Source organism: Amycolatopsis sp. CA-230715 (assembly GCF_018736145.1).
Lineage (GTDB): Bacteria > Actinomycetota > Actinomycetes > Mycobacteriales > Pseudonocardiaceae > Amycolatopsis.
The window spans coordinates 5,087,984-5,108,139 of sequence record NZ_CP059997.1; the positions used below are offsets into that span (position 1 = coordinate 5,087,984).

The following is a 20,156-nucleotide window of genomic DNA, read 5'->3' on the forward strand; positions in this document are numbered from 1 at the left end:
CCTTTAAATCCGTAGCGGTACGGATTGTTCGGTATGCGCACTGTGTCCATCCTGGCTGGGGAGTGCGGCCAACCGAAGCGAGGAGAGAAAGATGCGCAGGAGACGAACAGTGCTGGCCGCCCTCGCGGCGCTCACCCTCGTAGTGACGACCGCGGCCACCGTTCCCGCGGGCGCGCAGCCCGGCGAAGGCAGGACCGTCTACGACGTGCTGGGCACGGGTTCACCCCAGTTGCGCACCGAGGTCGCCGGGTCCGGCGTGGACGTGCTGTCCGCGTCCGACGCCGCCACCACGGTGATCGCGACCGATGCGCAGGCGAAGTCGTTGCGCGCCAAGGGTTTCCGGCTCGAAGCGCGCGGACAGGCGGCGCCGTCGTCCGCGGGCCCGTTCGCGGTCGCGGCGGATTTCCCCGCCGGGGACGAGGGTTACCACACCTACGCCGAGACCGGTGCGGAACTGCAGCAGACCGTACGGGACCACCCGTCGATCACCGCGCTTTCGAGCGCGGGGAAGTCGTACGAGGGACGCGATCTCCGGGTGATCAAGATCAGCGACAACGCGGCCACCGACGAGAACGAACCCGAAGTGCTCTTCACCTGCAACCAGCACGCGCGCGAGCACCTCACCACCGAGATGTGCCTGCACATCGTGAAGCGGCTGACCAACGGCTACGCCACCGATCCCGCGATCAAGCGGATGGTGGACTCCACGGAGATCTTCGTGCTGCCGAGTGTGAACCCGGATGGCTCCGAGTACGACATCTCCGGCGGCCGCTATCACATGTGGCGCAAGAACCGGCAGGGCCAGGGCACCGACACCAACCGGAACTGGGGCTACAAATGGGGCTGCTGCGGCGGTTCCAGCGGCAGCCCGTCGAGCGAGACCTACCGCGGCACGGCCGCATTCTCGGCACCGGAACCGAAGGCGGTAGCGAACTGGGTCTCGTCGCACAAGGTCGGCGGTGTGCAGCAGATCAAGACGCACATTGATTTCCACACCTATTCCGAACTCGTGCTGTGGCCATACGGGTACACCTACGACGACACCGCGCCGGGCATGACCGCGGCCGAGGCGCAGCGGTTCGCGAGCCTCGGCAGGCAGATGGCGGGGACGAACGGCTACACCCCGGAGCAGTCGAGCGATCTGTACATCACCGACGGCTCGGTCAACGACTGGATGTGGTTCGAGCACAAGATCCTCAGCTACACCTTCGAGATGTACCCGCGCGGGGCGAACCCCGGCTTCTACCCGCCGGACGAAGTCATCGGCCGGGAGACGACCCGCAATGACAAAGCCGTCGACCTGATCGTCAACGCGGCCATCGGCTGAGCGGATCGGCGTGCGGGCGGCCTAGGGTGCTCGCATGCCGATCTTCTCCTTCGAGGGCCTGCGCCCCTCTGTGCACCCCGACGCCTGGATCGCCCCGACGGCCACGTTGATCGGTGACGTGGTCGTCGAGGCCGGCGCGTCCGTCTGGTACGGCGCCGTGCTGCGCGCGGACTTCGGCCGGATCGTCGTCCGCGAGGGCGCGAACATCCAGGACAACTCCGTGGTCCACGTCAACGACGGCGTGTGCGAGATCGGGAAGAACGTCACGGTGGGGCACCAGTGCCTGGTGCACGACTGCACCATCGGCGAGCAGGCGCTGATCGGCAACGGGTCCACGGTGCTGGACAAGGCGCGGATCGGGGCGAAGGCGCTGGTCGCCGCCGGTGCCACGGTGACGCCGGGTTCGGTGGTGCCGGACGAGGTGATCGCGATGGGCAGCCCGGCCAAGAAGCACGTGCCGATGACGGATTCGGCGCGGGTGTGGGTGGAGCACAACGCGGAGGTCTACCAGCACCTCGCCCGGCGGCACGCCGAAGGCGTCGAGCGGCTCGACGTCCCGGAGTGAGTCACGTCACCGTCGACGCCCGTCCGTGCGGCGGCCGCGCACCGGCCGAGATAATCCGGGCATGTCCACTCCCCGTGCCCCGAACGTGACCACCGGCACCCGCCCGCTGGACCCGACCACGGAGCCCGGAGCGGTTGCCGAAACGGCCAGGGTGCGGCGGGTCTTCGCCGAGTTGCCGATCGCCGTCGTTGTCGCGGCGGTGGTGAGCCTCCTGGCGCAGTTCGCGGTCAGAAAGCTGCATCTGCCGACCGCTTCGTTCCTGCCGGCCGCGCTCTCCGCGTTCAGCATCGCGGCCGTGGCGGCGGTCATCCTGTTCCTCGCCGTGCGGGCGAAATGGCCGCGATGGGCGACCGTCGCCTCGTGGGTCCTGCCGGGCACCGTCGGCACGTTGTGGCTTTCCTTCTCGCTCGCCGGGAGCAAGCTCTACCTCGGCGGGCTCGCCTGGGACCAGACGACGAGGGTGCAGTACCTCGAACGGCTCACCGACTCCGCTTCGCTCGCGGACCTGAACTACGCCGGGCTGCCGCCGTTCTACCCCGCGGGCTGGTTCTGGGTCGGCGGCCGCTTCGCGAACCTCCTCGGCTTGGAGGGCTGGGAGGCGTACCAGCCCTTCGCGATTGTGACGATCGCGGCTGCGGCCGCGGCGGCGTTCGTGCTGTGGAGCGCCGTCGTCAGCAGGCGGACCGCGCTGCTGCTGGCGCTGGCCACCACGATCGTCGGGCTGCGCGGCCCGGTCTACGAGCCGTACTCGTGGGCGCTGCTGGCGTTGCTGCCGCCGCTCGTGTTCATCGCCTGGGCCCTGTTCAAGGGCGCGGTGCGCGAGCGGGCGGACAAGGCCGAGGTGCTGGTGCCGATGGCCGTGGTCGGGGTGTTCCTCGGCATCGCGGGCGCGGTGTACACGCTGGTGTTCGGCTTCTTCCTGTTCCTGCTGGTGGCCTTCGCGGTGGCCGCCTTCCTCACCTCGCGGACCAGACGGCTGGCTCCCGCCGGGGTCACGTTTCGCAGGCTAATCGCGCGCTTGGTGGGGATCGGGTTGTTCGCGCTGCCGTTCGTCGCGGCGGCCTGGGTGCCGTACCTCGCCGCGATGGTGACCCACCAGCCGGAGGGCAGCACCGCGCTGCGCTACCTGCCGGAGAACGGCGCGGAGTTCCCGCTGCCGATGTTCCAGGCTTCGGTGTCGGGCGTGATCTGCCTGTTCGGCGCGGGCTGGTTGATGTTCGCGTGGCGCCGTTCGGTCGCCGCGCGCGTCCTCGCCGGGCTCGCGGCCCTCTGCTACGCCTGGTACGCGCTTTCGATGCTGGCGAGCGTGCGCCAGCTGACGCTGCTGCCGTTCCGGATCGAGCCGCTGCTCGAGGTGACGTTGTGGTGCGCGGGCGTGCTCGCCGGCGTCGAGCTGCTGCGCTGGGTGCTCCCGCGGTTCGGCCACCTCTTCGACCACGTGCCCACCCCGTCGTGGACCACGCCGAGCCGGGTCACCGGCCGCAACGCCGTCGCGGGCGTGCTCGCGCTGCTGTGCGTGGTGTCCGGCACCCAGACCGCGGACAAGGTCCCGCTCATGCCGGGGTTCCTCTACTCCGCGTTCGCGGACTACGACCTGACCGGCACCAACGCGCACGGCCATCGCGACCCGGAGAAGGACGGCTACTACCTGCCGAAGCTCGCGAGCACGGTCGAAAGCATGGGCGGGAAGAAGCCGGTGGTCCTCACCGCGTTCAACGACCTGCTCTCGGTGCGCCCGTACTACGGCTTCCAGACCACGATCTCCGGCTGGGCCAACCCGCTCGCGGACTACAACGCGCGCGCCGCGGAGATCGACGCGTGGGCCAACGCCGGATCGTCGGCCGAGCTGGCCGGTCTGCTGGATTCGAGCAGGTTCCGCGCACCGGACGTGTTCGTGCTGCGGAAGGACGGCGACTCGTTGACCTTGACGCTGACGTTCGACCTGTACCCGGGTATGGAGAACATCGGGTACCGGACCGTGTCGTTCCCGGCGAAGCTGTTCGACGGCCCGCGCTTCCACCGCGAAAACGTCGGCCCGTTCGCGGTCATCGGGCGTTCGCACCCGGCTTGATTCCCGGTGACCGGGCGCACTGGCCACGTGCCCGGTCACCGATACAATCCGGGCGCAGCAGCGACTGGCGCATCGAGGTGGAGCACCACCGGGGAGCGGACGACGAGCAGGCACCGCGCGCCTGGGTGCCGCCGGAACGGCAGGAGAACGCCCATGAGCCATCAGCCCGCCATCCCGACACTCGCCGCCGCCGACCCGGAGATCGCCGGGCTCGTCGAGGACGAAGCCAAGCGGCAGCACGAAAAGATCCGGCTCATCGCGTCGGAGAACTACGTTTCGCAGGCGGTGCTCGAAGCCACCGGCACCGTGCTCACGAACAAGTACTCCGAGGGCTACGCGGGCAAGCGCTACTACGAAGGCCAGCAGCTCATCGACCAGGTCGAGACACTGGCGATCGAGCGGGCGAAGTCCGTGTTCGGTGTCGACCACGCCAACGTGCAGCCATACTCCGGTTCTCCCGCGAACCTCGCCGCCTACCTGGCGTTCGCCAAGCCGGGCGACACCGTGCTCGGCATGGCGCTGCCCGACGGCGGGCACCTCACGCACGGCTGGAGCGTGTCCGCGACCGGCAAGTGGTTCACGCCCGTGCGCTACGGCGTCGGCAAGGAGACCGGCCGCGTCGATCTCGACCAGGTGCGCGACCTCGCGCGCGAGCACCGGCCGAAGCTGATCTTCGCGGGCGGCACCGCGATCCCGCGCACCATCGACTTCCCCGCCTTCGCGGAGATCGCCCGCGAGGTCGACGCCGTGCTGGTCGCCGACATCGCGCACATCGCGGGGCTGGTCGCGGGCGGCGCGCACCCGTCGCCGGTTGGCCACGCCCAGGTGATCACCACGACCACGCACAAGACCCTGCGCGGGCCGCGCGGCGCGATGATCCTCTCCGACGCCGAGCACGCCAAGGCCGTCGACAAGGCGGTGTTCCCCGGGCTGCAGGGCGGACCGCACAACCACACCACCGCGGCGATCGCGGTGGCGCTCGGCGAGGCCGCGAAGCCGTCGTTCGCCGAATACGCGCACGCCATCGTCGCCAACGCGAAGGCACTCGCCGAGGCGCTCGTCGAGCGCGGCTACGACCTGGTGTCCGGCGGCACCGACAACCACCTGCTGCTGATCGACCTGACGAACAAGGGCGTCGCGGGCAAGCCCGCGGCGCAGGCGCTGGACCGTGCCGGCATCGAGCTGAACTACAACACCGTGCCGTTCGACCCGCGCAAGCCGTTCGACCCGTCCGGCATCCGGCTCGGCACCGCCGCGATCACCACGCGCGGGCTGCGGCCCGAGCATCAGACCCAGGTCGCCGAGTGGATCGACCGCACGGTCGCCGCCGTCGCGAAGGACGACGAGGCGGCACTGCCCGCGATCGCGGCCGAGATCCGCGAGCTACTGGCGTCCTTCCCGATCCCGGGCTACACCGTCTGACGCTCCGCCTCCGAGGGCCCCGGTGAGCGCTGCTCACCGGGGCCCTCGTGCGTCCAGCCCCTCCCGCCCGGTCGCCCGCGGAGTGCAGTTAGCGGGCTAAACGCGCTCGGCGAGAGCAGGGTCACAGGGAAGTTGCTTGCTCGATACAAGCTTTCGGGGAACACTTGCACTCATCAAGTAGTTGACGTCTACAAGCAACTGCGCCGAGTCTTTGGAGGGCCCCATGAGCGAAACCACCACGGCGGAAGGAGGAGCCGCTACGAAGGGCAGGCTGTCCCACCGCCAGATCCTGACCGTGCTGTCCGGGCTGATGCTCGGCATGTTCCTCGCCGCGCTCGACCAGACGATCGTGTCGTCGGCGATGAAGACGATCGCCGACGAGTTGCACGGCCAGAGCCTGCAGGCGTGGGCGACGACCGCATACCTCATCACCGCGACCCTGTCGACGCCGCTGTACGGCAAGCTGTCCGACCTCTACGGCCGCAAACCCATGTACTTGACGGCGATCTCGCTGTTCCTGGCCGGTTCGCTGGCCAGCGGGATGGCGGGGTCGATGTACGAGCTGGCCGCGTTCCGCGCCTTCCAGGGCCTCGGCGCGGGTGGCCTGATGTCGCTGGCGCTGGCGATCATCAGCGACATCACCGCGCCGCGCGAGCGCAGCAAGTACCAGGGCTACTTCATGGCCGTGTTCGGCATTTCGAGCGTCGCGGGCCCGGTCGTCGGCGGTTTCTTCGCCGGTCTCGACTCCTTCGCGGGCATCACCGGCTGGCGCTGGGTCTTCCTGGTCAACGTGCCGATCGCGCTCGCCGCGCTGGTCGTGGTGAGCAAGGTGCTGAACATCCCGCACACCCGCGTCGCGCAGAAGGTCGACTACTGGGGCGCGGTGGCGCTGACCGCCGGGCTCGTCCCGCTGCTGATCGTGGCCGAGCAGGGCCGCGAATGGGGCTGGGGATCGGCTGCCTCGCTGGTCATGTACGCCATCGGCGCGCTGGGCGTCGCCGCGTTCATCTGGCAGGAGCGCCGCATGGGCGACGCCGCGCTGCTCCCGCTCCGCCTGTTCAAGCGGCCGGTGTTCCGGGTGGCCACGCTGGTCACGGTCGTCCAGGGCGTCGGCATGTTCGGCGCGATGATGTCGCTGCCGCTGTACCTGCAGATCGTCAAGGGCGCGACGCCGACCGCGGCCGGGCTGCAGATGCTCCCGCTGACGCTGGGGATCATGATCGCCAGCCTGACCAGCGGCAGGGTGATTTCGCGGACCGGAAGGTACAAGGCGTTCGCGGTGGCGGGGCTCGGCGTCATGTCGGCCGCGCTGTTCCTGCTCGCCACGATCGGCGTGGACACCCCGATGGCGGTCGTGATGGCGATCGCGTTCCTGATCGGCCTCGGTCTCGGCGCTTCGATGCAGACGCTGCAGCTGGCCGCGACGAACGACGTCCCCGCCCGCGACATCGGCGTGGCCACCTCGTCCGCGACGTTCTTCCGGCAGATCGGCGGCACCGCGGGCACCGCGGTCTTCATGTCGATCCTGTTCGGAGTGGTCGGCGACCGGATCGCGGCCGCGATCCGCTCGGCGATGGCGAGCCCCTCCTACGTCGCGGCACTGGCCGCGCACCCGGAGTTCACGCGGAAGATGGCCGGCGGTATGGACATCAACGACACGTCGTTCCTGTCCGGTCTCGACCCGGTGCTGGCGCGCCCGATCCTGGAAGGCTTTTCGAGCTCGATGAGCACGGTCTTCCTGGTCGGTGGCGTTGTGCTGGCCGCGGGCTTCGCGCTGGTGTGGCTGCTCAAGGAGAACCCGCTCTCCGACAAGTCCGCGCTGGAGCAGCGTGCCGAAGAGGACGCGGCGAAGGCAGAGCTGGCGCTGGCGGGCTGACGCCACGTCCCGGAAACGAACGAAGGCCCTTCACCAGCCAGGTGAAGGGCCTTCTTCGTGAGGAGAGAGCTCAGTGCTCCGCGGGACCGTCGACGGCCTCCTTGGCCAGCCGGTCCTTCTCGCGCTCGTACGACCGCTCGATCTCGGCCTCGGCCTCCACGCGGCCGACCCAGGCGGAGCCCTCGACGCTCTTCGCGGGCTCAAGGTCCTTGTACACCTGGAAGAAGTGCTCGATCTCGAGCTTGTGGAACTCGTTCAGGTGGTGGATGTCGCGCAGGTGCTCCAGGCGCGGGTCGTCCGACGGCACGGCGAGCACCTTGTCGTCGGGGCCCTTCTCGTCGGTCATCCGGAACATCCCGATCGCGCGGCAGCGGATCAGGCACCCGGGGAAGGTCGGCTCCTGCACCAGGACCAGCACGTCCAACGGGTCGCCGTCCTGGCCGAGGGTGTCATCGATGAACCCGTAGTCGGCCGGGTACTGGGTGGCCGTGAACAGGGTGCGGTCGAGCTTGATGCGCCCCGTCTTGTGGTCCACTTCGTACTTGTTGCGTTCCCCTTTGGGGATTTCGATCGTGACGTCGAATTCCACGCCGTCCTCGCTGCTCTGAAGTCAAGGGCTGCCACGCGTCGTGGGCGGCTCACCGTTTCGCTTGTTTTGACTTCACTAGTGTGGACTACGCACCGCGGTGAAGTCGCACGGATGTCGTATTGACCTCACCCCTGTCAAGACCTCGTACGTACCGGGAGGGCGCGTGCCCGAGCAGGAAGAACCGCTGTGGCCGTCCGATGATTCGGACGGTGGCGACGGCGCGCGCGAGGCCGATGCGGGCAGCACCGCACAGCTGCCCGTGCGGAAGGTCACTTTTTCGGAGTCGCAGACGGCGTGGATCGAGCGGCCGAAGCAGCCCGAGGAACGCGAAGCGCGGCCGGCGTCGTTGTTCCAGCCCGCCTCGGAGCCCCAGCGGCCGGACCGCTCGGCCGGGTCGCTCTTCACCCCCGGTCACCAGCCCGAACCGGCGTCGGCGCCCGTCCCGCCGCCTCCACCGCCCCCGCAACCGCAGCCGCCGAGGGACCAGCAGGACTTCGGGAAGAAGGACTGGTTCGCCTCCGCGCCGCCGCTCGGGCAGCAGCCGCCCGCCGCGCCAGGTGAGCGCGCGCCGAGCCAGCCGCAGCCGCCGCGGGAATTCGAGCAGCCGCAGGTGCGGCCGAGGCGTCCGGCGTCGCTGAACCCCGATCTCGGCGACGACAGCGGGCATCCGGGCGATCGCGGCGGGCGACAAGGAGCGTATCCCGAGCGCGAAACCCAGGAACTGCCCGTCGAAAGCTGGCCGCGGCAGCCGCACCAACAGCCGCAGCCGGATCAGCCCCGCCCGGTCTGGCAGCGGCCCGAAGAGACGCCCGGCCAGCGCGAAGAGTTTCCCGAGCGCGAAACCCAGCAGCTGCCGGTGCGGCCGCCGCAGCCGCGCCAGGACGAGCGCCGTGCCGACGGGCCGCCTCCGCAGCAGCTGCCCCCGGTGCCGCCCGCACCGCATGCCCTTCCGGTCCGAATCGAACCGTCGGGCGAGCTCCGTCCCGCCGAAGCGACCACGGGTGCGGAGCCGCCCGCGCCGCCGCCGGCCGCCGAGCCGGGGCCGGACGTGCCGCCGAAGAAGCGGAAGCGGCGTGGCCTGCTGATCGGTTCGCTCGCGCTGGTACTGGTGATCGCGGTCGGCGTGGCGCTCGCGCTGCCCGTGGTGTCCAACCGGCTCGCGCTGCCGTGGGCGCCCAACGCGCCGAAGGGCCCGGAACCGTCGCCCGTGCCCGTCGCGCTGCAGCTGAAGGCACCCGACACCAGCAAGGCGGCACCGACCCCGGCCGCCGTGCAGGCGGCGCTCGCCGGGCCCGCGGGCAACTCCGCGCTGGGCACGCTCACCGGGAGCGTGCTCGACCCGGCGACCGGCACGACGCTGTGGAACCGCGATCCCGGCCAGCCGCTGACCCCGGCGTCGACCACGAAGCTGCTGACCACCGCCGCCGCGCTGCTCGCGATCGACCACGGCAAGCAGATCTCCACGAAGGTCGTGCAGGGGGCTTCGCCGGACACGGCCGTGATCGTCGGCGGCGGGGACGTCACGTTGTCTTCGCTGCCGAAGGGAAAGGACCCCCTCTACCCCGGCGGCGCGCATCTCGACGACCTCGTCTCGCAGGTGAAGAACGCGTCCGGCGGGCGGATCAAGAACGTCCAGATCGACCTGTCGCTCTTCTCGGGACCGACCACGGCCCCCGGCCTCGCGGCGGGCGACGTGCCGACGTACACCGCGTCGATGGTGCCCGCGATGCTCGACGCGGGCAGGCTCGATCCGAGCGACGACCACTCCGCGCGCACGCCCAATCCCGCCGCCGATCTGGCCAAGCAGTTCGCCGATCGGCTCGGCGCGAACGTGGCGGGCACGATGAACGCCACGGCGCCGCAGGGCGCGAAGGTGCTCGGCGAGGTGAAGTCGGCGCCGATCACGGAGCTCGTCAGCCAGCTGCTGCAGGCATCGGACAACACGCTCGCCGACGCCGTGGCGCGCCAGACCGCGATCGCGACCGGCAAGCCCGCCACGTTCGAAGGCGGCGCGGCCGCGACGCTGGATGTGTTGAAGCAGCACAACTTCGACCTCACCGGCGTCGAGCTGTCCGACAACAGCGGACTGTCCACTTTGAACAAAGTTCCGTCGAAGGTGCTCGCCGAGATCGTCGGTGCCGCGGCCGCGCCGGAGGGCAAGGACGAGCGTTCGGCGAAGCTGCGGCCGATCCTCGTCGGGCTGCCGGTGGCGGGTGGCACGGGCACGCTCGCGTCCCGCTACGCCGACCCGAACTCGTCGGGGGGCAAGGGCTGGGTGCGCGCCAAGACCGGTTCGCTGTCGGGGGTCAACACGCTCGCCGGCGTCGTCCTGGACAAGGACGGCAGGGTCCTGGTGTTCGCGCTGATGTCGAACGGCGGATCGACCGACCCCAGCCGGAAGGCACTCGACGCGATCGCCGCCAAACTAAAAACCTGCGGCTGCACCTAAACCGCGACATTTAGCCCGCTAAACGCACTCAGGGACCCCCATGCCCCCAGCGCACCCGCCGACAACGTTTAGCCCGCTAAATGCACTAAGCGGCCCCCAAGCCGCGCGCCTACCGAAACCCACTCGCCCGCCTACCCCCGAGTGCCGCGAGGTCCGCGCCGAAGGCGCGGCCACTCCCAACCCAGCCACAACTGCGATCCGGCGCGCCCCGCGCGCCGGGAGCGTGCAGTCGGGCGCAGGGCCGCCAAGGCCCTCTGAATTCGCGATGGCAGGGCGCACCCCGCGACCAACCGGCGCCTCACCACAGGCGCCGCGCCCTGGCAGCGCGAATTCAGCCGCCCGATAAAGAGTCCAGTACTTTCGAGGGATGAGCACGAAGACCGAGGGCAGGCCGATCGTCGACTGGTCCCTTGCCGCGTCGACCGGGGCGTTCCTCGCGCGCGGCGGGCCGACGGTGCCGCGCGACGAGGCGGAGCGGGCGGTCGTCGAACTGCGCGATCTGACGATCGACGCGGAGGCGCACGTGCGGGAGCTGACCGGGCTCGGCGCGGGACTGCCCCTGTTGCCGGGCACGGTGGTGGACCGGCCCGGCTGGGTGCGGTCGGCGGCGGCCGGGCTGGACGCGCTGACCGGCAAGGCCCTCGGCGACGTGCAGCGCGGGCCGTTCGCGCCGGTGCTCGCGGGTGGCGCCGGGGTGCAGACGGGTGTGGTGCTGGCGTTTCTCGCGTCGCGGGTGCTCGGCCAGTACGACCCGTTCGGCGGCGAGGACCGCGAAGGCAGGCTGCTGCTCGTGGCGCCGAACGTGGTGACCGCGGAGCGCGCGATGAAGGTGCCCGGTACCGATTTCCGGTTGTGGGTGTGCCTGCACGAGTGCACGCACCGGCTGCAGTTCACCGCGGTCGATTGGCTGCGGGACTACTTCACCGACGAGGTCGAGCGACTGGTCGGCGGGCTCACCGGTGCCGACGCCGATGGCATCACGGAACTGGTGACGAACCTGCCGGAGACGCTGCGGCAGGCGAAGCGGGCCAAGGCCGAGGGCTCGCTGGCGCTGGCCGATCTGCTGCAGTCGCCGAAGCAGCGCGAGGTGTTCGATCGCCTGCTGGCGCTGTCGACGCTGCTCGAAGGCCACGCGGACTACGTGATGGACGCGGTGGGTCCGAGCGTGGTGCCGTCGGTCGAGACCATCCGCGCGCGGTTCACCGCGCGCCGCAACGGCGGCAGCCTGCTGGACCGGTTGCTGCGGAGCCTGCTCGGCGTCGACGCGAAGATCCGCCAGTACGCGCAGGGTGCCGCGTTCACCAGGCAGGTGGTGGACGAGGTCGGCATGAGCGGGTTCAACGCGGTGTGGACTTCCCCCAACACGCTGCCGACCCGCGCCGAGATCTCGGCTCCGGAGAGCTGGGTGCGCCGGGTCCACGGGTGAGCGGCGCACCGCATCCGGCGCTCGCGCGGGTCCGCAAGGCCGTGCGGGACCGGCTGGCCGACCCGTCCTGGCCGCGGGGCGAGGTGGTTGTCGCGGTGTCCGGCGGCGCCGATTCGCTCGCGCTCGCGGAGGCGGCCGCCTTCACCGGGCGTCGGCTGCAGCGCGCAGTTCGCGGGCTAATCGTCGATCACGGCCTCCAGGAAGGATCCGCCGAAATCGCCCAGACGGCGGCGAAAACCGCGCGCGAGCTGGGCCTCGAATCGGCAGAGGTGCTGACGGTCGAGGTTGGCGGCCGAGGCGGCCCCGAGGCGGCGGCGAGGAAGGCCAGGTACGCGGCGCTGCGGGCGGCCGCACCACCCGGCGCGCTGATCCTGCTCGGCCACACCCGCGACGACCAGGCCGAAACCGTGCTGCTGGGCCTCGGCCGCGGCTCGGGGCCCCGCTCCCTGGCGGGCATGCGCCCGCTGGATCCGCCGTGGGGTCGCCCGCTTCTCGACGTCCCTCGCGAGACGACGGTCGCGGCGTGCGCGGAGCTGGGCGTGACGCCTTGGGAAGACCCGCACAACTCGGAGTCTCGGTTCACACGGGTCCGCTTGCGCCACGAGGTGCTGCCCCTGCTCGAGGACGTCCTCAACGGCGGCGTCGCGGCCGCGCTCGCGCGGACGGCGACCCAGCTGCGCGAGGACAGTGAGGCATTGGACACACTCGCGCGGGGGATTACCGCCGAGGACGGCCAGCTCGCAGTGGGTGAGCTGGAGCCGTTGCCGCCCGCGCTCCGGCGCCGTGTCCTGCGCCGATGGCTGCTGGATGCGGGCGTCAAAGAGCTGACGGACGCGCATTTGCGGTCGGTGGACGAGCTCGTCGGCCGCTGGCGCGGACAGGGCGGGGTGGGGCTGCCGGGCGACTTGGTGGCGCGGCGGGCGCATGGCAGGCTGAGCGTGCTTCCCGCATTCACCACCACCAAAGGGGATTGACCCGTGTACGAAGGCGAGATCGCCTCCGTGCTCGTCACCGAGCAGCAGATCAACGACAAGATCGCGGAGCTGGCCGCCAAGGTGGCCGCGGATTACCCCGAAAACGGGGGACCTTCGGACCTGCTGCTGGTCGGCGTGCTGAAGGGCGCGGTCATGTTCATGACCGACTTCGCCCGCGCGCTGCCGATGCCGGCGCAGCTCGAGTTCATGGCCGTCTCCTCGTACGGCTCGGCGACCTCGTCCTCGGGCGTGGTGCGGATCCTGAAGGACCTCGACCGCGACATCGCGGGACGCGACGTCCTGATCGTCGAGGACATCGTCGACTCCGGCCTGACGCTGTCGTGGCTGCTGAAGAACCTCGCGAGCCGGAACCCCGCCTCGCTCGAAGTGTGCTCGCTTCTGCGCAAGCCGGAAGCCGTCAAGGTCGATGTGCCGGTCAAGTACATCGGGTTCGACATCCCGAACGAGTTCGTCGTCGGCTACGGCCTCGACTACGCGGAGCGGTACCGGGACCTGCCCTACATCGGCACGCTCGACCCGAAGGTCTACTCGTCCTGAACCTCTGGACGCTCGGTCGTGGTTCGGGAGAAAATCACTGGTGACGGGTTCGGCGGCAGGGGAACCGCGTCTGCCCGGAACGCGTCATAGGCGGGTCTTCGGTGCGTTAACCTAAGCGAAGAGGGAGCCGCGTACCCGGCGCGGCGGTACTTGGGGCAGGAGAGGGACAGATGGGGACGAACAGCTCGGCGGACGCCAGTGCGTTCCGTGCGGCCGCTCTGAACGGCCAGATCGGTGTCGATCCCGACGCCGCGCAGACCGTGCTGAACAAGATCCGCAGGGGCAAGGACGCGGTGGAGAACCTCCTCAACGGGTCCGGCTCGCTCGCGGAGGCCCCGAAACTGGGCGCCAACCCCGTCGGCCAGGCCATCTCGACCAAGTTCTCCCAGCGCGCCGACGGCGGGGGCGACTCCTACAAGCAGGCGCTGCGCAACCTCTACACCCAGTACGACCAGGCCGAGCAGGCGATCGTCGCGGCGATGGGCCACTACAAGCAGATCGACGACGACAGCGCCCGCGCGCTGCGCGGCAAGGCCTGAGGCGAGAAGGGGGACGGGAAAGTCATGGCGAAGCACAGCAGCGAAGAATCCGGCCAGACATCGGGCTCCGGTGTCCCGCTCGGTGACGGCGGCGACAGCGTCGCGATCGTCCAGAACGCCCGCAACCGCTCGGACGGGTTCGACATCGGTGAGGACAGGGCGATCGGCGCGCTGCCGAACTGGGACGCCCAGGGCAGCACGGAGCTCTACCGCGGCGCGACGGTGAACAACGACCCGTCGACGGCGGAGAGCACCGGGCACGCGTGGACCGGCCACGGCAAGGAACTGCACCAGGCCGCGAACGACCTGTACAACGCGATCTCCGAGCTCGGCTCGGTGTGGGTCGGCCAGGGTGCCGCCGCCGCGCAGGGCACGCTCGTCGGTATCGCGAACTCGAGCTCGCAGGCAGGCGAGGCCGCGCACTCGATGGGCACCAGGCTCGCGCAGCAGGCCGCCGCGGCGGCCGAGGTGAAGAAGATGCCCGCGCCCAAGGAGTTCGACCCGCAGGCGTCGATGACCGCGATGCTGGCCGGCGGCCCGGCGGCGATGATCGCCGACCAGAAGGCCCAGTTCGACGCGGCGAAGGACGTGAAGGCGCAGCAGGTCGCCTACTTCAACGCCTACACCAAGGCGATGTCCGAAGTGGACAACACGACGCCGAGCTTCGGCCCGGAGTCGCTCGGCCTCCCGCCGCACGCCGGTGGCGCGCGCGGCACCTCGGCGAACGTCAGCGCCGCGCACGTCACGGGTGCCAACATCGGCGCAGGCGGTGTCGGCACCGGAGGCGGCTCGTTCGCGACGAACCCGATCCTCGGCACCGGTGCCGAGGGCCAGCACACGACGCAGGCCGGTTACCAGCCGCCCGCGCCGCACGGCCCCGAAGCGGGCGCTGTCTCCGGCTCCGGTTCGGCGCACGCACCCGCTCCGGCACCGAATTCGGGCGGCAGCGTGGGCCAGCAGCTCGGCCTCGCCGGAGTCGGCGGCGGGCTCGGTCTCGCCGCGGGGCGCACGCTCGCCGCGGGCAACCGCAGCGGCAGCACGAAGCAGAAGCAGAGCGACGAGACCTCGGCCTCGGCGGACAACCAGCAGGGCAACAGCGCGACCGCGAACGCCCCGCAGGGGCCCGCGGTGGTCTCGCCCGCGGGCACGATCGGCGGCGGTCAGCAGCAGGGCATGGCCCCGATGTCGCCGGGCATGGGCGCGCACGGTGCCCACGCGCAGGAGGACGAGGAGCACACGCACGCCTCGTTCCTGATCGAGCCCGACCCCGACGACGCCTTCGGTGCCAACCAAGCCACCCCGCCGCCGGTCATCGGTGCCTGGAGTGACGACGAGGAAGGCTGACGTGGGGCCGGTCTTCCTGACTCCGGTCGAGCTCGACTTCCTCTGGGAGGTACACGGCGCGGGTGAGCTGCCTTACCCGTTCGAGGTGCGCTCGCACGGCGCGACCATCGAAGAGCGCGATGTGCTGCGCCGGGACACCCTCGCCGCGCTCGGCGCCCGCAACCTCACCGACGAGCGCGGCAGGCTCGACCCGTCCATCGAGGACTCCTTCGGCGTGCTCGCCGCGCCGGACGTGAGCCTCGACGGCGTGCACATCACGGCGCCGAACGCGCGTCCGCTGCTCGCGGTGGCCTCCGCGCTGGGCAGCCAAGGGTTGCTGCTGGTGCAGGACGACCGCGGCTTCCACTTCAGCCCGATCCCGCCGGACGGGCTGGCGACCGCGATCATCTCGCTGTTGCCGGGGGTGCCGAGGGGCACCGAGAAGTCGATCACCGTGCCGCTCGAACAGCTGATGTCCGCGTCCGGCGCGGACTTCCTGCAGCGGCGCGGGCCGGCGCGGCCCGACGGGAGGGCGAGTGCCGACGAGGACCGCAAGGCGCTGGCGCGGCTGCACGCGCAGCCGCGCCTCCGCGGCGGCCAGATCGGCGCCAACGCGCGCAACCGGATGGGCGGCAGGTCGCGGTCGCCGGTGCTGAGCTGGTTCGACACCGACACCGGCCGCTACTTCACGCAGGCGAGCCGCGGTCACGACCGCAGCGACTGGATCACCATCGCGCCCGCGGACGCGGCGACGCTGCGGCACCGCCTCGGCGAAATGCTGTCCGGTGTGGTGAACGCCGCCGCGGCACCGCTGTGACGGATCGGGCAGCCCGCCACTACCGTGACGTGATGGCGATGTTGTTCCCACCGGCAAGAGGAGGTGGCGCATGAGCGCGCAGGAGTTCTTCACGCCGCTCTCGTTCGACTTCCTCTGGGAAGCGATGGGGATCGGCGAACTGCCGTACCCGCTGTCGGTGCGTTCGCACGGCGCGACCGAGGACGAGCGGTCGATGTTGCGGCAGCGCGCGCACACCGAGTTGAAGGCGCGTGGCGTCCGTGACAGCTACGGGCGGCTCGAACCGCACATCGAGGACTGGCTGACGGTCCTCGCGCGGCCGACGCTGAGCATCGACGCGCTGCACATCCCGGAGTTCCAGCAGCCCCCGGTGTCCGTGCTCGCCGCCACCGACGGGAAGACCGGTGTGGTGGCGATCCAGGATGCCGACGGCATCTGGCTCAGACCCGCCTTCGCCGAAGGGCTCGCGTCGACCGTCGTCGACCTGCTCCCCGCGGGGCCGCGTGGCTCCGAGGCGTCCATCACGCTGCCGCTGGAGGAAGCGCTGCACACCGCGCCGATCCGGGTGCCCGTGCGCACGGCCGCCGCCCCGGAGGAGACCGGCAAGGGCAAGCGCCGGGAGCGTTTAGCGGGCAAAACGCGCCCGTCGCTGACCGACAAGGTCACCGCGGACCCGCGCGAGGCGTACGGGAAGCTCGCCGGCCAGCCGCGGCTGCGGGGCGGTCAGCTCGCCGCGAACAGCCGCAACTCTCTCGGCGGGAAGCGGCGCTCCCCGGTGCTCGGCTGGTTCGACACCGCGACCGGCCGCTACCTGAGCCTGTCGAGATCGGGCCCCGACGGCCGGGAATGGGTCACCGTGTCGCCCGCGGACGCCAAGACGCTGCGGACCCGGCTCGGCGAGATGGTCCAGGAAGTGGGAGCCGACACGCGGTGACCTTCGGCACCCAGCCGAGGGCAACCCTCGTGACCTGCACCGGAGCATCGCCGGCTCGAGCGCCGGGTGATCCGCCCCATTGGCGGTTGACGGCGCGCGGCCGCGGCGGGAACCTGCATCGGCGACTGACCGTTGACCTGCAGGAGGCTCGGCCAGGTATCCGCTCCACCCGGGCGGTACCCTGGTGGGACGGGTTCGTCCCGCGTCGCCAGTTGTCAACACCATGACGGCGGATGTCACATATACCGCCTAACCAGGGAGGGTCGAGGCCACCACGGCCGAGTCGTATGGACCGGAAGCGCGTGCTCAAGAACCCGCTGCTGTGGATCGTGGCGGCCGTGCTGCTGTGGTTCGCGGCCAGCCAGCTCTTCGACAGCGATCGCGGATTCACCCAGGCGCCCACCTCGCTGGCGATCCAGCAGATCAAGGCGGGGAACGTCAAGGAAGCGAACATCGAAGACAAGGAGCAGCGGCTCAAGCTGCAGCTCACCAACAAGATCGATGTGGACGGTCAGCAGGCCGACCAGATCATCGCCGAGTTCCCCGCGATGGCCGCGGACCAGATCTACGGCACGCTCCTCGACGCCAAGAACGGCACCGCGGCGCTGAAGTTCAACACCACCGTCACGCAGTCGAGCTGGCTCAGCCAGATGCTGATCATGGCGATCCCGCTGGGGCTGCTGCTCCTGCTGCTGATGTGGATGATGAACAACGCCCAGGGCGGCGGGAACCGCGTCCTCAACTTCGGCAAGTCGAAGGCCAAGCAGCTCAACAAGGACATGCCGAAGACCACCTTCGGTGACGTCGCGGGCGCGGACGAGGCCGTCGAAGAGCTGTACGAGATCAAGGACTTCCTGCAGAACCCGGCGCGCTACCAGGCGCTCGGCGCGAAGATCCCGAAGGGCGTGCTGCTCTACGGGCCGCCCGGGACCGGTAAGACGCTGCTCGCGCGCGCCGTCGCGGGCGAGGCGGGTGTGCCGTTCTACACGATCTCCGGTTCCGACTTCGTCGAGATGTTCGTCGGTGTCGGCGCATCCCGTGTCCGCGACCTGTTTGAGCAGGCCAAGCAGAACGCGCCGTGCATCATCTTCGTCGACGAGATCGACGCGGTGGGCCGCCAGCGTGGTGCCGGCCTCGGCGGCGGGCACGACGAGCGCGAGCAGACCCTGAACCAGCTGCTCGTCGAGATGGACGGGTTCGACGCGCGGGGCGGCATCATCCTGATCGCGGCCACCAACCGGCCGGACATCCTCGACCCGGCGCTGCTGCGTCCCGGCCGGTTCGACCGGCAGATCCCGGTGTCCGCGCCGGACATGCGCGGCCGCCAGCGGATCCTCGAGGTGCACGCCAAGGGCAAGCCGATCGCGCAGGGCACGGACTTGTCCGGGCTGGCCAAGCGGACCGTCGGGATGTCCGGTGCGGATCTGGCGAACGTCCTCAACGAGGCGGCGCTGCTCACCGCGCGCCAGAACGGGCACGTGATCACCGATACCGCGCTCGAGGAGTCGGTCGACCGCGTGGTCGGCGGGCCCGCGCGCAAGAGCCGGATCATCTCCGAGAAGGAGAAGAAGATCACCGCCTACCACGAGGGCGGGCACGCGCTCGCCGCGTGGGCGATGCCGGACATCGAGCCGGTCTACAAGCTGACGATCCTGCCGCGCGGCCGCACCGGCGGGCACGCGCTCCTCGTCCCCGAGGACGACAAGGAGCTGATGACCCGCTCCGAGATGATCGGCAGGCTGGTCTTCGCGATGGGTGGCAGGACCGCCGAGGAACTGGTGTTCCACGAGCCGACCACCGGTGCGTCCTCGGACATCGACCAGGCCACGAAGATCGCCCGCGCGATGGTGACCGAGTACGGCATGAGCGCGCGGCTCGGCGCCGTGAAGTACGGCCAGGAGCAGGGCGACCCGTTCCTCGGGCGCTCCGCCGGCCGTCAGGCGGACTACTCGCACGAGGTCGCGCACGAGATCGACGAAGAGGTGCGCAAGCTCATCGAGACCGCGCACACCGAGGCGTGGCAGGTGCTCAACACCTACCGCGACGTGCTCGACGATCTGGTGATCGAGCTGCTGGAGAAGGAAACCTTGCAGCGCAAGGATCTCGAGCGGATCTTCGCCTCGGTCGAGAAACGGCCGCACATCACGGTGTTCAACGAGTTCGGTGAGCGCACTCCGTCGAACAAGCCGCCGATCAAGACCCCCGGCGAGCTGGCGATGGAGCGCGGCGAGCCGTGGCCGCCGCCGGAGGAGGAGAAGCCGGTCCTGCGCCCGGAGCCGACCCCGGTCGGCACCGCGCCCGGTGCGGGCGACCTGCCCGGCGGGCCGCCGCACAGCGCGAACCCGGAGCCCCCGGGCAACCCGTACGCACCGCCGCCCACTGGTGGTGGCTACCCGCCGAACGGCCGTCCCAACGGCGGCGGCCCGAACGGCGGTGGCCCCAACGGCACGGGGCGCTGGCCGCAGAACTACGGCGGCCCGCAGCAGGGCCAGGGCGGCCCGCCGAACTACGGCGCGCCTCCCGGGTGGCGCCCGGCGACCTCGCCGGGGTCGCGGCCGGGGCAGCAGCCGTGGCGTCCCGAGGGCGAGCAGCAGCAGCCGCCGAGCGGCGGGCCCGGCTGGTTCGCCGAAGGGCAGGAAGAGCGTCGTCGCGAAGGCGGCAAGGACGACCAGGACGGCAGTCATCGCCAGTAGCGGCCCGGTCCCCGATCCGGGGCCGGTGTTCGACCAGGACAGGGCCGAAAAGGCGGTGCGTGAGCTGCTGCTCGCGGTCGGGGAGGACCCCGACCGCAACGGGCTGCGGGACACGCCCGCCAGGGTCGCCCGCGCCTACCGGGAGATGTTCGCCGGGCTGTACGAGGTGCCGGACCACGTGCTGGACCGGACCTTCGACGAGTCGCACCAGGAACTGGTCCTGGTCACCGACATCCCGCTGTACAGCTGCTGCGAACACCACCTGGTGCCGTTCCACGGGGTGGCGCACGTCGGGTACATCCCGAACAGCCAGGGCCGCGTCACCGGGTTGTCGAAGCTCGCCAGGCTCGTCGACCTCTACGCCAAGCGCCCGCAGGTGCAGGAACGGCTGACCTCGCAGGTGGCGGACGCGCTGATGCGCAAGCTGCAGCCGCGCGGCGCGATCGTGGTGGTCGAGGCCGAGCACCTGTGCATGGCGATGCGCGGCATCCGGAAACCGGGTGCCCGCACCACGACTTCGGCGGTGCGCGGGATGCTGCAGACCTCGGCGACCTCGCGCGCGGAAGCGATCGAGCTGATCCGGAGCCGTCGGTGACCTCCGCGCTGCCGTCACC

The 20,156-nt window shown here is 70.6% G+C and carries 16 protein-coding genes and 1 riboswitch; of the genes, 15 read left to right on the forward strand and 1 reads right to left on the reverse strand.

The window, feature by feature from the left end:
* Positions 1 to 91 precede the first annotated feature (91 nt).
* The 5 genes from HUW46_RS24500 (at position 92) to HUW46_RS24520 (ending at position 7,261) form a co-directional block, all read left to right on the forward strand.
* Positions 92 to 1,327, forward strand: a complete 1,236-nt coding sequence (locus tag HUW46_RS24500; protein ID WP_215549496.1) for a M14 family metallopeptidase — start codon at positions 92 to 94, stop codon at positions 1,325 to 1,327.
* Between the two features lie 34 nt (positions 1,328 to 1,361).
* Positions 1,362 to 1,892 (forward strand): gamma carbonic anhydrase family protein, encoded by a 531-nt coding sequence (locus HUW46_RS24505; protein ID WP_215549497.1) that lies wholly within the window; start codon positions 1,362 to 1,364, stop codon positions 1,890 to 1,892.
* 61 nt (positions 1,893 to 1,953) lie between these two features.
* Positions 1,954 to 3,963 (forward strand): arabinofuranosyltransferase, encoded by a 2,010-nt coding sequence (locus HUW46_RS24510; protein WP_215549498.1) that lies wholly within the window; start codon positions 1,954 to 1,956, stop codon positions 3,961 to 3,963.
* Between the two features lie 56 nt (positions 3,964 to 4,019).
* A riboswitch (ZMP/ZTP riboswitch) is annotated at positions 4,020 to 4,097 on the forward strand.
* Between the two features lie 19 nt (positions 4,098 to 4,116).
* Positions 4,117 to 5,385, forward strand: a complete 1,269-nt coding sequence (gene glyA, locus HUW46_RS24515; protein WP_215549499.1) for a serine hydroxymethyltransferase — start codon at positions 4,117 to 4,119, stop codon at positions 5,383 to 5,385.
* 223 nt (positions 5,386 to 5,608) lie between these two features.
* Entirely contained in the window at positions 5,609 to 7,261 is a 1,653-nt protein-coding gene (locus HUW46_RS24520; RefSeq protein WP_215549500.1) for an MDR family MFS transporter, read from the forward strand.
* 70 nt (positions 7,262 to 7,331) lie between these two features.
* Here HUW46_RS24520 and HUW46_RS24525 read toward each other — a convergent pair whose 3' ends face one another.
* Positions 7,332 to 7,850 carry an inorganic diphosphatase gene (locus HUW46_RS24525; protein ID WP_215549501.1) on the reverse strand — a complete coding sequence of 173 codons (519 nt, stop codon included), beginning with the start codon at positions 7,848 to 7,850 and terminating at the stop codon, positions 7,332 to 7,334.
* A gap of 163 nt (positions 7,851 to 8,013) precedes the next feature.
* On the opposite strand from HUW46_RS24525, the gene dacB reads away from it, so the two are divergent.
* The 10 genes from dacB (at position 8,014) to folE (ending at position 20,137) form a co-directional block, all read left to right on the forward strand.
* Positions 8,014 to 10,299: a D-alanyl-D-alanine carboxypeptidase/D-alanyl-D-alanine endopeptidase gene (gene dacB / locus HUW46_RS24530; RefSeq protein WP_215549502.1), complete on the forward strand. Its 2,286-nt coding sequence runs from the start codon at positions 8,014 to 8,016 to the stop codon at positions 10,297 to 10,299.
* 367 nt (positions 10,300 to 10,666) lie between these two features.
* Positions 10,667 to 11,725 (forward strand): zinc-dependent metalloprotease, encoded by a 1,059-nt coding sequence (locus HUW46_RS24535; RefSeq protein WP_215549503.1) that lies wholly within the window; start codon positions 10,667 to 10,669, stop codon positions 11,723 to 11,725.
* The gene (gene tilS, locus HUW46_RS24540; protein ID WP_215549504.1) at positions 11,722 to 12,699 is read left to right on the forward strand and encodes a tRNA lysidine(34) synthetase TilS; all 978 of its coding nucleotides are present in this window, start codon (positions 11,722 to 11,724) and stop codon (positions 12,697 to 12,699) included. Before HUW46_RS24535 ends, tilS begins: the two co-directional genes overlap by 4 nt.
* Positions 12,700 to 12,702: 3 nt before the next feature.
* Positions 12,703 to 13,257: a hypoxanthine phosphoribosyltransferase gene (gene hpt, locus HUW46_RS24545; RefSeq protein ID WP_215549505.1), complete on the forward strand. Its 555-nt coding sequence runs from the start codon at positions 12,703 to 12,705 to the stop codon at positions 13,255 to 13,257.
* A 170-nt stretch (positions 13,258 to 13,427) separates the two neighbouring features.
* The gene (locus HUW46_RS24550; protein ID WP_215549506.1) at positions 13,428 to 13,796 is read left to right on the forward strand and encodes a hypothetical protein; all 369 of its coding nucleotides are present in this window, start codon (positions 13,428 to 13,430) and stop codon (positions 13,794 to 13,796) included.
* Positions 13,797 to 13,820: 24 nt separating this feature from the next.
* Positions 13,821 to 15,140, forward strand: coding sequence for a hypothetical protein (locus HUW46_RS24555; protein ID WP_215549507.1), 1,320 nt, complete (start codon positions 13,821 to 13,823; stop codon positions 15,138 to 15,140).
* A gap of 1 nt (position 15,141) precedes the next feature.
* Positions 15,142 to 15,936, forward strand: a complete 795-nt coding sequence (locus HUW46_RS24560; RefSeq protein WP_254126526.1) for an ESX secretion-associated protein EspG — start codon at positions 15,142 to 15,144, stop codon at positions 15,934 to 15,936.
* A 70-nt stretch (positions 15,937 to 16,006) separates the two neighbouring features.
* On the forward strand, positions 16,007 to 16,849 hold the full coding sequence (locus HUW46_RS24565; RefSeq protein WP_215549509.1) for an ESX secretion-associated protein EspG: 843 nt from the start codon (positions 16,007 to 16,009) through the stop codon (positions 16,847 to 16,849).
* Between the two features lie 287 nt (positions 16,850 to 17,136).
* A complete protein-coding gene (gene ftsH / locus HUW46_RS24570; protein ID WP_215549510.1) occupies positions 17,137 to 19,542 on the forward strand; it encodes an ATP-dependent zinc metalloprotease FtsH in 2,406 nt (801 codons plus the stop codon).
* Positions 19,532 to 20,137, forward strand: a complete 606-nt coding sequence (folE, locus tag HUW46_RS24575) for a GTP cyclohydrolase I FolE (RefSeq protein ID WP_215550080.1) — start codon at positions 19,532 to 19,534, stop codon at positions 20,135 to 20,137. Before ftsH ends, folE begins: the two co-directional genes overlap by 11 nt.
* The last annotated feature ends 19 nt before the right edge of the window (positions 20,138 to 20,156 follow it).

Coding starts and splice junctions, on each gene's coding strand:
- HUW46_RS24550 (WP_215549506.1), top strand. CDS start 13,428: ATGGGGACGAACAGCTCGGCGGACGCCAGTGCGTTCCGTGCGGCCGCT.
- HUW46_RS24520 (WP_215549500.1), top strand. CDS start 5,609: ATGAGCGAAACCACCACGGCGGAAGGAGGAGCCGCTACGAAGGGCAGG.
- ftsH (WP_215549510.1), top strand. CDS start 17,137: ATGGACCGGAAGCGCGTGCTCAAGAACCCGCTGCTGTGGATCGTGGCG.
- HUW46_RS24510 (WP_215549498.1), top strand. CDS start 1,954: ATGTCCACTCCCCGTGCCCCGAACGTGACCACCGGCACCCGCCCGCTG.
- HUW46_RS24535 (WP_215549503.1), top strand. CDS start 10,667: ATGAGCACGAAGACCGAGGGCAGGCCGATCGTCGACTGGTCCCTTGCC.
- HUW46_RS24565 (WP_215549509.1), top strand. CDS start 16,007: ATGAGCGCGCAGGAGTTCTTCACGCCGCTCTCGTTCGACTTCCTCTGG.
- glyA (WP_215549499.1), top strand. CDS start 4,117: ATGAGCCATCAGCCCGCCATCCCGACACTCGCCGCCGCCGACCCGGAG.
- HUW46_RS24500 (WP_215549496.1), top strand. CDS start 92: ATGCGCAGGAGACGAACAGTGCTGGCCGCCCTCGCGGCGCTCACCCTC.
- HUW46_RS24505 (WP_215549497.1), top strand. CDS start 1,362: ATGCCGATCTTCTCCTTCGAGGGCCTGCGCCCCTCTGTGCACCCCGAC.
- HUW46_RS24555 (WP_215549507.1), top strand. CDS start 13,821: ATGGCGAAGCACAGCAGCGAAGAATCCGGCCAGACATCGGGCTCCGGT.